Source organism: Deinococcus deserti VCD115, assembly GCF_000020685.1.
GTDB classification, from domain to species: Bacteria; Deinococcota; Deinococci; order Deinococcales; family Deinococcaceae; genus Deinococcus; species Deinococcus deserti.
The window spans coordinates 610,159-624,867 of record NC_012526.1; the positions used below are offsets into that span (position 1 = coordinate 610,159).

The following is a 14,709-nucleotide window of genomic DNA, read 5'->3' on the forward strand; positions in this document are numbered from 1 at the left end:
GGACGGTGCAGCCCTCCAATCACACGCTTGTCCGGCCCACGGGTCTGGACAGCAGGCCGTATGTACTCAGCCGGGAGGTTATCCTGAGCGAGGAAGTCAGGATTATGACGAGCCCCCACATACATTCCCCCATCGGCCACGCGCCCACAGATCTTCACACCCGCTCGCTGCATCTCGCGGCTGAGGCTTACCTTGCGCATATGCATCCCAGAGCGCCCCTGCGTCTGGAGCGTGTGCGCCTGCATGACAACGGCGGTGTGGAGTACCGCTCTGAACCTGAGGCGGCTGCGCTGCGTCTGAACCGCGCGCTGGCTGAAGAAGTGGTGCTGGTGGCCCTGGCAGCGGGGGAGGCGGCACATTTGAGCGCCACGTCTCCACGGCCGCCGCAACGTGACGCCCGGCAGCTGCTGGCAACGGCGCTGAGCGACCCGGATGAACTGGCCACACTTGACGCCTATCTGGATGTTCTGCGTGGGCGGGCCCGCGCCCGCCTTCGCCGCGCCTGGACCGAGGTAGAGGTCCTGGCCGCTGGCCTGCGCGAACATGGCGAACTGGACGCATCGCAGGTCGCGCACCGCGTGGCCTGCGCCCAGGGCATCCGCTCATCCCTGCTGAACTGAACCCTGACAAGGCCGGATGAGTATCGTCTGAGGCCTGGTTGCAGCTCAGGTCACTTGTCTGACTATTTTTATATCGCTCTATGCAGCTTTTCCAGACCATTTCACAGAAATTCGCCTGACTTACTCTGGTTTTGGAGCCTCCGTTTACCTTGGATGCCCGGTCACTATGAGCTTTCAGCGGCGGGTGCAGGCTGCAGGCACGGAGGTTCCTATGAACGATACCGAGCACCAGAGCATGGTTGGACGCTGTGACGCTACGAACTGCCGGTTCAACGACGATATGGAATGCACTGCCGGGCAGATCGAGGTTCAGATGAGTGGGCAGATGGCCCAGTGCATTACTTACACGCCCACTGACGGCATGGGTGAGTCCTACGGGGCGACCGCAGACAACCGCTGAATTCAAGACTGGAAGGCTGGTCACCGGATTAAATTTCGGTGACCAGCCTCTACTTTGGAGGGAAAAAGGCTGCCTAATGTCCATCAAACTCAGCGGAGCACATGGCTGACCGTTGCCATTTTCTGTGGAGAACGGTTTGTCTGACTGTGCGTTGTTCAGGTGAGTGGTGCCAGGTACGGAGCCTCAGGACTGGCCCAAGGACATTTCCCGCAGGGCCTCGTCTTGTACAGGAGAGCCCATCAGCGATCCTGTACTGTCCATCCCATCCATGACAACCCGCAGCACCGGGTGAACTGTCCGGCACACAAACGCCGGTTCAGTTCACCCAGGACCCGACGGCGCAGAATCAGATTTTCAGGTCACCCTGTGCAGTCACGTTGAGGTCCTGTGCCAGCTCACGTGAAGCCTGCTGCCGCTCTCGGTCCAGATAGGTCTGGGCCTGCGAGACCTCCCGGTCAAGCACCTGCATGGTCTCGCGGAAACGGTCGAGCGCCTGCGAGCGGTAGGCGCTGATGGAATCCAGGGCGCTGTATACATCGCGGAAGGCAGCCTGAATAATTTGCGGGTCCACCGTGGCGCTGCCTGCCTGACGCTGGATCTCGGTACTCTGGTGCTTGAGCAGGCTGGCGGTCGAGCCGATCATCTTGCCGGTAGTGTCGTTCAGGGCCGTGACCTGCCTCAGCACAGCCTGCTGGGTGCCCAGGGCCTGCGAGACCATCAGGGCAGTTTTCAGGGCACTCACTGTCGTGGTGGTGGCGCGGTCCACACCCTTGATGAGTTCCAGGTTGTTGCGCCGGACCAGATCCAGCGCCAGGTACCCCTGGATGCTGACGGCCAGCTGCGTCAGCAGATCAGTGACGCGCTGACGGACAGCAAACAGCAGTTCCTCGCTGACCATGCGGGCCTTTTCCGGATCGGTGGTCTGCAGCTCGGCAAGCCGCTCTGTGAGGGCCTGGTCCACCGCCTTGCCCACATGGGCGTACTGGCGCAGTTTCTGCATGGTGTCCCACAGGTGAACCTTCTCGGTCTCGATGGTCGCGTTGTCACGCCGCAGCTCATCCTGGCCCCGGTAGAGTGCTTCCAGAATGCCGTTCAGGTGGCTCTGGGCGCTCTGGTAGCGGTCCAGATGATTCTGCACCTTCTTGGCTCCGGGCAGCATGCCGAACAGCCGCCGGGGCGTCGGGGTGCGGCTGGGGTCCAGGTCCTCTACCGTGCGGCGCAGGTCCGTCAGACCGCGCAGGATATCGCTGCCTTCAGCCAGGGCGCCCGTGCGGGTGGCGCGCAGGGGCCGTTCCAGCATGCGGTTGCTGCTCTGGGCTGCCGCACGTTGCTCGGGCATTCCCAGCTCATGCACGGCGGTCAGCTTGCGCTTGAATTCAGGAGTGTGCGCGCCGGCTTTCAGGACATCCTGCGCAAACGCGCGGGCCATCTCGTCCAGCCGGGCGCGGTCCTCGGGGGACAGCGGCACCATTTCCGGCGCTTCCTGGGCCTGCACCGGGGTCACGGCCTCGGGCGCCTTCAGCAGGGATTCGGGCGGGGTCAGTGGGGCTCGCTCATCGCTCATGCCTTCTATTACGCTTCAGCCTCACGAAGGGTTGCATCCGGCAAAAGGCAGAGGGTGCCTTCAGTCAGGCACCCTCTGCTTGTATAACGCTGCTCAGACCACCGAAAGTTGCCCGGCGGCCGCCTGCGCTGCGCCCCGGCCGGCGTTGACACAGTCTGGCAGGCCCACGCCGGTGTAGCTCGCTCCGGCCACCTGAATGTTGGCCGGCAAAGACGCACGAATCTGCTGCAGGTGCTCCAGGTGTCCAACCTGATACGCCGGATTTTTTCCGCGCCAGTCCGCGCAGAGGTGCCAGAGGGGTTCTCCCTGAGCGCCGAAGAGCCGCTGGACCTCGCGCTGGGCTTCCTCAAGGGCAAAGCCAGGGTCCAGGTCCTTGAAAAACACCCGGAGTAGCACGTGGCCTTCAGGCGCGCGACCATGCAGTTTGGCCGAGTGGACGGTGACGGCCTTCAGGTGGATGCCCTCGGAGGCGTCGACCTGAAGGCCGTGAAGTTGCATGTCTCCCGGAAACTGGTCAGCGCGGTAGGCCAGCACCACGGCCACCGAGCCGTTGGCCTTAAGGGCACCGATCAGGCCGGCTGCCCGCCCGAAGTGCTGCTCGAACATCGGTGCGGCAGACCCCGCCGGAGTTGTGACAATCACGCCACTGCCGCGCAGGTGCTGGCCATCTTCAAGTAGAACTCCGTCTGACTGCACCTGTTGAACCCGGGTATTCAGGCGAACTTCTCCTGTCAGCCGGTCGGCAATCGCCTGTGCCAGGGCGGCCATACCACCCTGGAACGAAGCGAACACCGGACCCGGCGCACGCACGGTGGCGCGGCTGCCAAGAATCACGCTGCCGTATTTCTGTTCCAGGGCCAGAAACTGCGGAAAAGCGGCTTTCATGCTCAGTTCAAAGGGGTTGGCGACATAAATGCCTGCGGCCAGGGGCACGATGAAATTCAGCGCCGCTTCTCCGAACCGCCGGGTAATAAACGCGGCCAGAGACTCGTCCTCGTCCGTGGTAGGTTTCGCAGGGACATTGACCTCATCCAGAAAGCGCCGGGCACCCTCGGGAGAAAGAACACCACTGCGCAGGAAAGCCTCGTCATCCAGCGGAACAAACATTTTCATGTTCTGCGGGAAGTCGATCAGCTGACCTCCTTTCAGGAAGTACAGCCGTTTGGTGTCTTCCCTGGGATGAATGATGTCCGGCTCCAGCCCAACTTCCCGGGCCAGCTGCGCGGCGTAGGGCTTGCCGAGAATAAAGGCGTCGGCGGCATGCTCCACCAGAAAGCCGTCGTCAGTGTGCTCGGTCTGCACCTTGCCGCCCAGGCGGTCACTGGCTTCCAGCAGGACGTAGGGTGCACCGCGCTGCTGCAGTTCCCAGGCGGCGCTCAGGCCCGTGATGCCGCCGCCCACGACAATGACCGGAAGCGCCCCTGAGCTCACAGCGAGGCGACCTTCCGTTCAATCACGCTGGCCAGCGTGCCGATAAACAGCGGGTCGGTGTTCAGGGCCGGCGGTCGCACCAGGGTCATGCCGAGTTCGCGGGCCACTTCCTGCGCCGCAATGTCTATGTCGAACAGAATCTCGACGTGATCGGACACGAAGCCGACCGGTACGCTGACGACCTTTTTGACGCCCTTCTCGGCCAGCGCCTGGAGATGCTCATCGAGTTGTGGTCCCAGCCACGGCTCGGGGCTGCGGCCCGCCGACTGGAAGCTCCAGCTCCACTGCTCCTCGTTCAGGCCAGCCTGTTGCGCCACCAGCCGGGCTGATTCGAGCAGCTGGTCAGCGTACGGGTCACCTTCCCGCGTAATGCGCACCGGCAGGCTGTGCGCGCTGAGCACCACGTGGACGTCGCTCTGCTCGGACTCGGGAAAGCTCTGGATGCCTTCGCGAACCCGCTGTGCCAGAGCCGTGATGTATCCGGGCTCGGTGTGGTACTGGTTGACGAACTCAAAGTCGATGTGGCCGTGATGCATCTCCAGGCCGGCTTTGATCTTCTTCTGGTACTTCGCCACGCTCATGCTCGAAAAGTGCGGTGCCAGCACAATCGCCACGGCTTTCTGAATGCCGTCGTCGAGCATCTGGCGCACCGTGTCCTCAATCCACGGCGTCCAGTGACGCATGCCGATATAGGCCTTCAATGGACGGCCGGTAGCCTCCAGGGCCTGCATGGTCGCGTCCACCTGGGCGCGGGTAAATTCGGGCAGGGGGCTCCGGCCGCCAATCTGCCGGTAGTTGTTGGTGATCTCTTCCAGCACGGCGCTGGGCGTCACACGTCCGGCACGGATGTCTGCGAGGTAGCCGGGCATGTCATCCAGCGTTTCAGGGCCGCCGTAGGCCATGAACAGGACGCCGACCGTATCGGGCGAAACTGTGGGGGTGGTCATCTGCTCTCCTTACAGCTCAGCGCTGGGTCTGCTCATGAACGTAGTCGGTCAGGCGGTGCACCATCGCCTGGGGCGTTTCGGGCAGGATGCCGTGCCCGACATTAAAGACGTGCCCGGGACGCCCGGCGGCCTCGCCCAGAATGCGGTCCGTCTGGTGCCGGAGTTCACGCCAGGGAGCCTGCAGCAGCAGCGGGTCGAGGTTGCCCTGAATTCCCTGTCCGCTTTCAAGGAGATCCCAGGCCTGATCCAGGGGCAGGCGCCAGTCGGCTCCCACAATGTTGGTGCCCAGCGAGGCCATGTCCGGCAGCAGGTGTGTGGTCCCGGTTCCGAAATAGATCACCGGGACCCCCAGCTTCTTCACGCGCTCGATCAGGCGGCTGGTCGCCGGTTTGACGAAGGTCCGGTAGTCGTAGATGCTCAGGGCGCCGACCCACGAATCGAAGATCTGCACGGCGCTTGCTCCGGCCTTGACCTGCTCGGTCAGGTAGTCGGCCAGGATCGCCTCGAACTTGCCCATCAGGCGCTCCCAGGCGGCAGGCTCGGCGTACATGAAGCGTTTGGTGCGCTCGTAGTTGCGTGAGCCTTTGCCTTCGATGGCATAGCTGGCCAGTGTAAAGGGCGCTCCCACAAACCCGATCAGCGGGATGCCGCGTGCGTTCAGTTCCGGGACCAGCAGCCGGATGCTCTCGGCGGTGTAGGGCATCGTTTCGGCAGTTGAGGGCACGCCAAGACGGTCCACGTCTGCTGTGGTGCTTACCGGATTGGCAATCTGCGGGCCCACGCCGCCGACAAAGTCCAGGTCCAGGCCCATGGTCGGAAGCGGCGTCAGGATGTCATTAAACAGAATTGCGGCGTCCAGCGGCATGGCCTTGATGGGCTGCAGGGTAATCTCGGCAGCCAGCTCAGGGGTGCGGATACAGTCCAGCATGGACCGTCCGGCTCGCAGCGCCCGGTACTCGGGCATATAGCGCCCGGCCTGCCGCATAAACCACACCGGTGTATGGGAGGCAGGCTCGCCGCGCAGGGCCTTCAGGAAGGCAGAATCGTGGACAGCAGGATTGATGGGACGTTCGGCGGCAGGGCGGGGGGATTGGGGTTGGGTCACGGCAGCTCCTAGGAAAGAAACAAAAAATCGCTCTTCCGTTACCCTATCGTGCAGACCCGCACCGGAAAGTCCCGTACCGAACGGTAAGAAAGGTGCAGCAAAGTCACACGTCAAAACCAAAAACCGCCCGGTCATGCGGGCGGTGAGGGCAGGCAGATAGCCTTAACGAACGGTGACCTTCAGTTCCTGAGCACGGATCAGCACTGGACCGTCAAACACTGCGCGGATGGTATAGGTGCCTGCAGGAACCGGCTGCCCCTGAGCATTTTTGCCTTCCCACCGAATCTTCTGGACCTCGCGCGTCTGTCCGGGGGCCACGTTGGTTAGGACCAGCTGCATGGTGCAGACCGTGTCTTTAGGATCGGGACGCACGATTTCGCCAGCAGCATTCAAAACCTCGAAGCGCACGTCACAGGCCCCATGCTGCAGGTTGATGGCCTGTGTGCCGGTGTTGGTCAGGTTGAACGACCAGGTGTTGGGCTGACCAGCAGTGACGCTGGCTGGTCCGGTCAGGACGGCGCGGTGCGGCAGGCTCAGCGGCCGGGCCCGGGCTGGCAGTGTCGAAACACTGGGCCGTGCTGGGGTGGCGACTGGAGGAGTGGCAGGGGAGGCCGGGGCTGTCGGCGTCTGAGTGGTGGGAGGTTGGGTTACCGTACCAGTGCTTCCGCCACCCGGAGCACTCCCGGAGGCCGAGGTGGTAAAGGTCACGACACCCGCAGGCAGGCCCGCGATTCGCAGCCGCCGGAGCAGCTCCAGGCGGTCAACGGCATTGAGCCCGCTGACTACAACCCGGCCCTGCTGCTCGTCAATTCGGCTTCCCTGCAGAGTGGTCAGGCCCTGAAGCAGCGGCTCAACCGCCTGCAACTGCGAAAGTCGATATCCAGAGACAAAAAGCCGGTCAGTGGTCGCGGGCGCGGTCGTCCCTGGTGGGAGGGCCGGGATATTGGTCTGCGCAGAGCCCAGTCCTGCTCCTAGAAGGGCAGCGGTCAGGAACAGTCGTTTTGTCATACCCCTAGCCTGAAGCGCCGCAGCTGACGACGGGTGAGGACAGTTAAAGTCACTGTCATTTACGCATACGTCTAGATCAGCTTCTGATCAGATGCGCCGTAATGATTACGTCAGACTGAGTTTTACTTAATAAGTTCGGGGGGCCGATACCACATTAACCTCGCGTGAGTGCAATCTGGCATTCAAGCAGAGACAATGACCAGCACAAGTGCGCGAGTGTTACGCATTTGGAACCAAACACAACTTGGTAGGCTAAGAAACTCGTCCTGTAACAGGTCACCTGGGGCGAGTAGAGCTAGTGGTGATTCTACCCCAGGTTAAGGAGAGCTTCATGCGTCGGGTCGTCTATTTTCACCACCTTTTATTTTCCTCTGAGCTTCAGGAAATACCCTGCTGTACCGCTCAGTTGTTCATGTGCGCCTGGCAGGGGCACTGCAGCCGGAGGCAGCGATGATGGTTGCGCTGACCGTGGTGATTGTCCTGCTGCTGACCAAGGCTGTCCTAACGGTAACAATCGCGGTGGCTCACCGGAGCCGGATCCGGCGGCAGCATCGCGAACTGCCTGCTACGCCCCTAGGGGTTACGGTCATGATTGCGGCCTACAACGAAGAAATAGGGATCGGCGGCACGCTGACCTCGGTGCTTTCAGAACCGCTCGAAGAGTTGCAGGTGGTGGTCGTCGACGATGGTTCCAGCGATGGCACCGCTGCAGCTGTCGAACGCTTTGCTCAGCTTGACCCCCGGGTTCAGCTGATCCGGCAGGAGAATACCGGCAAGGCGGGCGCGCTGAATCACGCCCTGAAATATGTGCGTTACCCCGTGGCCGTCAGCGTGGACGCCGACTCGGCCATTTCGCCAGGCACCCTGGCTGCCCTGGCCCGCCATTTTCATGATCCCCGGGTGGGAGCTGTGGCCGGTGACGTGCGCGTAGCGGGGGAAGCCAAGTTACTCACGCATATGCAGGACATGGAGTACACCATCGGGCAGCACATGGAAAAGCGAGCGCAGTGCTTCTTGGGCACAGTATCGGTGGTCCCTGGGGCGGCTGGAGCCTATCGTACGGAGCTTCTGAGGGAACTGGGCGGCTACAGCCATGACACCCTGACCGAAGACATGGACCTGACCATCGCCGTTGCTGCAGCCGGCTATCGGGTGCGTTTTGAACCCCTGGCGCTGAGCTTCACTGAGCCGCCACAGATGCTGAAGCACCTCTGGCGTCAGCGACTGCGCTGGATGTACGGCACGTTCCAGGTGATGGGTAAATATCGCCACCTGATCTTCAACCCTCGCGCCGGGAGGCTTGGTCTGCTGACTCTGCCCTATGTACTGCTCTACGGTCTGGTGCTGGGTGGTCTGAGCCCCCTGATCGAGATCCTCGCCATAACCATTCTGGTGCAATATACGGTCGTCGAGAACCTGTGGCCGATCCTCATGCAAATTCTGGCGGAGGTTGTGGTGATCGGCGCTGCTCTGGCACTTGGCGGAGCCTCATGGCGCATGCTGCTCTATACCCCAACCCAGCGCTTCTTTCTGCGTCCCTTTGTCTCTATTGTAGTGCTGATGACCTGCTGGACCTTTCTGCGTCGCCGTAACGTGCATTGGAATAAACTGCCGCGCGTGGGTCTGAATATGGCTATGACCAACCCGGCCTCCAGAACCCCTGCTGCGGCCCCAGTGCCTGTTCCTGCAACCGTACCGCTGCCTATGCCTATCAGTGGCAGCACTGAAGAGCGCGCGTCTTGATCGGGAGTCAGGTTTGAGGTGGAAACGATTCTGCGCCACGCTGGGAGTCGGGGCCCTGGTCGGCACGGCGCAGGCAGCTTCCTGCGGCATGTTCGGCCTGACGGTAAATACTCCGTTCGTGCTGGGCGCTGTGGAAAAGAAAGTAGGCTGCAGCTTTACTGCCACCCGCTGGTTTGTTGACTGGAAACGGCCCTTTCCAGCCTATGCAGCGCTACAGTTCTTCAAAACGCCTGGCCGTCAGCTTGAGCTGTCCTGGCAGCCACGGATTCGTCTGGGAGACGAGAAATACAAGGGCGTGACCTACCGCTCCATTGCAGGAGGGAACCACGACGCTTATATCCGTGCGTTCGCGCGCAGTGTCCGGGCGACCGGACGCACAGTATCTATTACCTTCGCTCCTGAAATGAACGGCGACTGGGGCGAATATCAGCTGAGTGCGAAGAACACACCAAAGGACTTTAAGCGTGCCTGGGTGCATCTACACCGCATTTTCCGCGAGGAGAAAGCCAGAGTGCGCTGGGTCTGGAGTCCAAACATTATTTACCCCACCATGAAGTCGAGCTACCGGGAACTGTATCCGGGTGACGCCTATGTCGATGAGGTCGGTCTGGATGGATACAACTGGGGCACGACCAATCCCTGGAACCGTTGGAAAACCTTCGCCCAGACGTTTGACCAGTCCTACCGCGAGGTCAAGAAGATCACCGGTAAGCCGATGCAGCTGGGCGAACTGTCCAGCGTAGAAAAAGGCGGTAACAAGGCGGCCTGGATCCGCGATATGTGCCGGCTTCTGCCCAAATACTCCCGGATACGCAGGGTATTCTGGTTTCATATCACTGACCGCAATGTAGACTGGCGCCTTACGACGAGCCAGGGTGCCCTGGACGCCTTCAAGGACTGTGTCCGCAAACGATCCTGAGAATTGGAAAGTTCTCATGACCGCCTTTAATGACGGTTTTTTACTTGGTGCCTGTGATTTGCAATCAGTCGGAAACGGGTGGCACCACATTCGGTGGCCAGCAATTTCCTGTCAAGAAGAAATCACCGGGTTGCCTGTGACACTGCTGAGATTCATTCAGCTCTCCAGACCTGAAGCCGTAGGCTGAAAGTGACGTCCACTACGGAGGTAGCTCTGGGTCTACAGTGCCAGTCTCGCGTTGTTAGGCTGCCGCAGGGTGATCTCGAAGTATATGAGGCATGTGACGGCCCGCCTCCCGCATTTCTGCGTGGCGCTTTTACCGACTACACGGTCTGGGCCATCACGTCGGCCCCTCTGGTGCCTCTTGGATACCGCGGTGTGGTTCCTGCCCTTCCGCTCGGTTCACACCGGCTGCCGATGCCAAGGCGCGCCGATCTTTCGCCTCCTGGTCTGAGGGATCTGGTGGCAGAGCTGATCATGGCGCTGGAACTGGCACCGGCGACCATTGTCAGCAACGACACGGGAACAGCAATCATGCAGCTTGTACTGACGCGGCGCCCCGACACGGTTGCTGCTGCAGTGCTGACCAGTGGCGACGCGTATGAGCACTTTCTGCTGCCCACCCTGGCCACCCTCAAGGCGCTGCCTTACATCCCTGGAGGATTGCAGATTCTGAGCCGGGTAATGCGCCACCCCACATGAGGGCGTCAGCGCTGGGCCTTCGGACGCCTGAGTCCCACTGGCATCAGCAGAGAGCAGGTTGAACACTGGAGCGCCGGCCTGATCGGGGACCGGGGGGGCGCCGCGGCGTCCGCACCATGATCAGGGGCTTTCACCGCCGTCATACCCTGGGGGCTGCAGCGCTGTTCGGCACAGTCGACGTGCCGGTTCGAATTGTCTGGGGACGTGATGATCAGATTTTTCCCGTCAGGCAGGTCCTGCTTCAATCGCGACCCCAGCCTCACGCTGACCTGCACATACTGAATTACCCCAGAACCTGTCTCCAGCTGGACGCCGCTCCGGGACTTTCGGAGCTGATTCATCCGTTTGTCCAGGAGGTTGACCGGCCCACGCTGCCGCAAGCGGTTGTCAACGCCTGAGCGCCTCTTACCCGCAGGTTTCGGCAGGCCCTAAAACCTGTGCGCAGCACAGCCCTATACTCCGGGGCATGATTGACGCGGCCCAGTTGGACCACCTCGCGCAGCTTGCGCGGCTGCACCTCAAACCAGAAGAGCGCGAGGCGATGACCGCCGACCTGAACAGCATCCTGGGATACTTCGAACAACTTCGGGAAGTGAATACTGACGGCGTTGAGGAGATGCAGCGTCCGGTGAACCTGGTGAATGTCCTGCGTGACGACGTGCCCGGTGAGGTGTTTGCGCCGGAAGTGGTCGAGGCCCTGGCACCTGAGATGCATGGCGGGCAGATTCGCGTGCCGCGCACAGTCGAGGCCGACTGATGCTTGATCTGCGCTTTATCCGTGAAAATGCAGGCGTCGTCCGCCGCGCCATTGAGGTCAAGGGCGTGAATCTGGACCTGGACGAGCTGCTGGCCCTGGACCGCGAACTGACCGCCCAGAAGCAGCGGGTCGAGGCCATGCAGGCCGAACGCAATGCCAATGCCAAGCTGGTGCCTAAAGCCACTCCCGCAGAGCGCCCTGCCCTGATTCAGAAGGGCAAGGACCTGGGCGATGAGCTGAAGGCCCAGGAGCCGGCCCTGCGCGCTCAGGAGGAGCAGCTGCGTCAGCTGCTGCTGCGCGTGCCGAATATTCCTCACCCCGGCGTGCCGGTCGGGAAGGACGACACCGACAACGTGGAACTGCGCCGCGAAGGTCAGGTGCCGGTCTTCAGCACTCCACCGCTCGATCACGTCGAGCTGCTGGAAAAGCAGGGCTGGAGCGACCCCGAGCGCGTCGCGCGGGTTTCGGGCAGCCGCAGCTACCTGTTGAAAGGGGAGGCGGTCATGCTGGAAATGGCCGTGCTCACCTTTGCGCTGGACTTCCTGAGTGCGCGCGGCTTTACGCCCCTGTCCACGACGGCTCTGGCACGCCCGGAGACCTTTGTCGGCAGTGGCCACTTCCCGGGTGGGGAAGATCAGGTGTACAAGATCGACGGTGACGAGCTGATGCTGGCAGGCACGGCCGAGGTGCCGGTCAACAGCCTGTATGCCGGAGAGCAGCTGCCTCTGGACGCTCTGCCGGTGACCTACGCCGCCATCAGCGCCGCCTTCCGTAGCGAGGCGGGCAGTGCCGGGCGCGATGTTCGCGGGCTGATCCGTGTCCACGAGTTCCGCAAGGTCGAGCAGTACGTGATGTGCCGCGCAGACGAAGCCGAAGCGCTGCAGTGGTTCGAAACCCTGCTGGCCAATGCCGAGGGTCTGCTGCAGGCGCTGGAACTGCCCTACCGCGTGGTCCAGAACTGCACTGGTGACATGGGCGCCGGTAAGGTTCTTATGTACGACATCGAAACCTGGGTCCCCAGTGAGGAGAAATACCGCGAAACACACTCCTGCTCGTATCTGGGTGACTGGCAGGCCCGCCGCACCGGCCTGCGCTACCGCGACGAGGAGGGCCGGCTGGTGTACGCCCACACCCTGAACAACACGGGAATTGCTGCCCCGCGCATTCTGGTGCCGCTGCTCGAAAACCATCAGCTGGCTGACGGCCGTATCCGGATTCCGCAGGCGCTGCGCCCCTACCTGGGGGGCAAAGAGGTGATCGGTCAAGCGGTGCGCTGAGCCGGGCCGGCACCCTCAGTTCTCTGTTGCGCTGGACACTGAGACAGAGAGCTGAAGCTGGCTGGTATCACGCGGGCCAGGGTCAACTGATCCTGGCCTTTCGCTGATCATCTGGATACGGAAGACAACCCCGTCCGGGCAGGAACGGGGTGCTTCTGCCTCTGCCGGGTACCGCGTACACTGCCGTTATGACCCAATCCCTGCAAGACCCGGCGGTGCTGTTGGCTATGGGCCGCACCCCCGATGAGGTGCGCGCACGCCTGGCAGCTGAACTGGACGCCTTCGAGAATGAACTGCGTGCCCGGCAGGCCGATTGGTCGCGTCCTCAGGCGGGGCGCGAATGGAGTCCGGCCCAGGAGGCCGAACACGTTCTGCTGATCAACGAGGGCATTACCCGTCTGGTGGGCCTGCTGATGTCTGAGCGGGAACTGCGGCCCCTGCCCCAGACGCCCGGCGTCCTGAAAGACGGCAAGCGCCAGGCACCAGCCCACACCTTGCCCAGTGCCGAGGGACTGGCCTGGGATGAACTCGATAGCCGCTGGACACAGCACCGCACGCGCCTGGAAGCAGCGGCGGCGCAGGTCAGGGATGTCCCGGAGCGCACCATGTGGCATCCCTTTTACGGTGAACTCGACGCCCTGAACTGGCTGCGGATGGTGGCCGGCCACCTGGACAGCCACCGCCGACTGCTGAAACGGAGTGCGGGAGCGTGACCCGTCCGGACGAGGGACCCGCGCAGACCAGAACCGACAAAGGTGTGCGCGGCTTCGAGCTCGACGTGCACGTGACCTTCACCCGGCCACTGCCTGAAGCCGAAGCCCTGTCTGCCCTGCTGGCCCTCGAAGGCTTCCGGGTTGATCTGTACCGTCCGCATCCGGCCCCCACGCGCCCGGCCCACGAGGCTCCACCCGTACAGGTACCTGCCGCCCAGATCCCTTCGGCCCGGCTGAACGGCCCGCTCCGAGACCCTGAAGCGGTCCGGGCCGGGCTCACAGCGCTGCTTCAGGGCCCAGCCCGGTATATCGAGGTTGGTGTCCGGGGATTCCTGCGCAGTGCCACCGGACACACCGAATGGATGCCGTGGCGGCGCAATGCCGTGCTGTCACGCACCATGGTTGCGCAGGTCACTTTTGAAGAAGGCGTGCGCTTCGTCCTGGAGTAAAGCGCTGTCCAGGTGGCACTCAGGCATGTGTGCCCAGGAGCTTCCTGGCTGACAGCCCAGGATCACCACCTGAACCGACGCTTCTGGGTGCAGCAGGTAGCACAAGAATTCCCCGTGAAGAGCGCGCAGGGCATGTGGCGCCTGCCCGCAGGGGGCGTCCCGCAGCACCAGCAATGCCTGCTGACCCGAATGGTCGGCCCATACGTCGGTGGTCGCGAGCTGGTCGCGTCCCTGACTGTTGCGGTATTCAAACCGGTGGGCCTGCCTGAGCACCTGCATACCTGACCTCCTCAACCAGACCGTATGAAGCGTCTTCCAACCCACGGCGGGTTGATCGCCGGGGTGGCTGTCGCCTGCTGACGTTCTGGCCACAGTTCCATGCCTGTGTTAAACCGGCGTGAACAGTACTGCAGAGCGAATTACAATTCCGGCATGGCTTTGGAATGGTGGACAGCGCTGGCCCGGACGTTGTTGCCGCGCTCCTGCCCGGGATGCGGGCAGCAACTGGGCCCGGAAGCCGGACTGTGTTCCGGGTGTCGCGCCGCCCTGAAACCTCAGGTTCAGTCTCATAGCCCCCTTAGCAGCCGCGCCGAGCCGCATCTGGTCACGCTGGGGGCCTACCGGGGCCCGCTGCGACGGTCGGTGAGGGCGCTCAAGTACAGTGGCGCCCGCGATCTGGCGGGCATACTCGGGGGTGCACTGGCACGGGGCGTGCCACCAGAGTGGCGAGTGGAGGCGGTAATTCCGGTCCCCTTACACGTGTCACGGCAGCGTGAGCGGGGCTTTAACCAGTCCGAGCTGCTGGCCTGCAGGCTGGCACATGAACTGGGTGCGGTCTGTGTCCCCAAAGCGCTCATGCGCGGCCGTCAGGGCCTGTCTCAGGCGCGTCAGCAGGGAGCGCAGCGGCAGAACCTTCACGGGCACTTTCAGGCCGATCTCCGGAACCTGCCTTCAGGCCCGGTTCTGCTGCTTGATGACGTGCTGACAAGTGGGCGCACTCTACTGGCCTGCCGTGACGCTCTGCAGGAAGCTGGAGTGGGTGAGCTGTACTACGCCGTGGTGGCGCGCTGAGGG

16 protein-coding genes are annotated in these 14,709 nt (G+C 62.6%); 11 read left to right on the forward strand and 5 right to left on the reverse strand.

All coding sequences use genetic code 11. The features are described 5' to 3' along the window. Positions 1-104 precede the first annotated feature (104 nt). Together DEIDE_RS02995 and DEIDE_RS03000 are read left to right on the forward strand one after the other, a co-directional pair. Positions 105-620, forward strand: a complete 516-nt coding sequence (locus DEIDE_RS02995) for a hypothetical protein (protein WP_012692484.1) — start codon at positions 105-107, stop codon at positions 618-620. Positions 621-831: 211 nt separating this feature from the next. Then, positions 832-1,020 (forward strand): DUF1540 domain-containing protein, encoded by a 189-nt coding sequence (locus DEIDE_RS03000; RefSeq protein ID WP_012692485.1) that lies wholly within the window; start codon positions 832-834, stop codon positions 1,018-1,020. Between the two features lie 346 nt (positions 1,021-1,366). Here DEIDE_RS03000 and DEIDE_RS03005 read toward each other — a convergent pair whose 3' ends face one another. The 5 genes from DEIDE_RS03005 to DEIDE_RS03025 form a co-directional block, all read right to left on the reverse strand. Further along, a complete protein-coding gene (locus tag DEIDE_RS03005; protein ID WP_012692486.1) occupies positions 1,367-2,584 on the reverse strand; it encodes a toxic anion resistance protein in 1,218 nt (405 codons plus the stop codon). Positions 2,585-2,677: 93 nt separating this feature from the next. Continuing rightward, the gene (gene hemG / locus DEIDE_RS03010) at positions 2,678-4,015 is read right to left on the reverse strand and encodes a protoporphyrinogen oxidase (protein ID WP_012692487.1); all 1,338 of its coding nucleotides are present in this window, start codon (positions 4,013-4,015) and stop codon (positions 2,678-2,680) included. Then, positions 4,012-4,962 (reverse strand): ferrochelatase, encoded by a 951-nt coding sequence (hemH, locus tag DEIDE_RS03015; protein WP_012692488.1) that lies wholly within the window; start codon positions 4,960-4,962, stop codon positions 4,012-4,014. Before hemH ends, hemG begins: the two co-directional genes overlap by 4 nt. A 16-nt stretch (positions 4,963-4,978) precedes the next feature. Continuing rightward, on the reverse strand, positions 4,979-6,067 hold the full coding sequence (gene hemE, locus DEIDE_RS03020; RefSeq protein ID WP_012692489.1) for a uroporphyrinogen decarboxylase: 1,089 nt from the start codon (positions 6,065-6,067) through the stop codon (positions 4,979-4,981). A 162-nt stretch (positions 6,068-6,229) separates the two neighbouring features. Continuing rightward, on the reverse strand, positions 6,230-7,075 hold the full coding sequence (locus DEIDE_RS03025; RefSeq protein ID WP_012692490.1) for a flagellar hook assembly protein FlgD: 846 nt from the start codon (positions 7,073-7,075) through the stop codon (positions 6,230-6,232). A gap of 450 nt (positions 7,076-7,525) precedes the next feature. On the opposite strand from DEIDE_RS03025, the gene DEIDE_RS03030 reads away from it, so the two are divergent. From DEIDE_RS03030 to DEIDE_RS03075, 9 genes are all read left to right on the forward strand, one after another. Continuing rightward, on the forward strand, positions 7,526-8,818 hold the full coding sequence (locus tag DEIDE_RS03030; protein WP_012692491.1) for a glycosyltransferase family 2 protein: 1,293 nt from the start codon (positions 7,526-7,528) through the stop codon (positions 8,816-8,818). A 13-nt stretch (positions 8,819-8,831) separates the two neighbouring features. Further along, entirely contained in the window at positions 8,832-9,737 is a 906-nt protein-coding gene (locus DEIDE_RS03035) for a glycoside hydrolase family 26 protein (RefSeq protein ID WP_012692492.1), read from the forward strand. A 462-nt stretch (positions 9,738-10,199) separates the two neighbouring features. Then, positions 10,200-10,439, forward strand: coding sequence for a hypothetical protein (locus DEIDE_RS03040; RefSeq protein WP_041227012.1), 240 nt, complete (start codon positions 10,200-10,202; stop codon positions 10,437-10,439). Between the two features lie 466 nt (positions 10,440-10,905). Further along, positions 10,906-11,196, forward strand: coding sequence for an Asp-tRNA(Asn)/Glu-tRNA(Gln) amidotransferase subunit GatC (gene gatC / locus DEIDE_RS03050; RefSeq protein WP_012692494.1), 291 nt, complete (start codon positions 10,906-10,908; stop codon positions 11,194-11,196). Next, positions 11,196-12,473 carry a serine--tRNA ligase gene (gene serS, locus DEIDE_RS03055; protein WP_012692495.1) on the forward strand — a complete coding sequence of 426 codons (1,278 nt, stop codon included), beginning with the start codon at positions 11,196-11,198 and terminating at the stop codon, positions 12,471-12,473. Before gatC ends, serS begins: the two co-directional genes overlap by 1 nt. Before the next feature lie 188 nt (positions 12,474-12,661). Further along, positions 12,662-13,186 carry a DinB family protein gene (locus DEIDE_RS03060; protein WP_012692496.1) on the forward strand — a complete coding sequence of 175 codons (525 nt, stop codon included), beginning with the start codon at positions 12,662-12,664 and terminating at the stop codon, positions 13,184-13,186. Then, positions 13,183-13,635 (forward strand): hypothetical protein, encoded by a 453-nt coding sequence (locus DEIDE_RS03065; RefSeq protein WP_012692497.1) that lies wholly within the window; start codon positions 13,183-13,185, stop codon positions 13,633-13,635. Before DEIDE_RS03060 ends, DEIDE_RS03065 begins: the two co-directional genes overlap by 4 nt. Positions 13,636-13,749: 114 nt before the next feature. Further along, positions 13,750-13,920, forward strand: a complete 171-nt coding sequence (locus tag DEIDE_RS03070; RefSeq protein ID WP_162485388.1) for a hypothetical protein — start codon at positions 13,750-13,752, stop codon at positions 13,918-13,920. Positions 13,921-14,067: 147 nt separating this feature from the next. Continuing rightward, entirely contained in the window at positions 14,068-14,706 is a 639-nt protein-coding gene (locus tag DEIDE_RS03075; protein ID WP_049760433.1) for a ComF family protein, read from the forward strand. Positions 14,707-14,709: the final 3 nt, after the last annotated feature.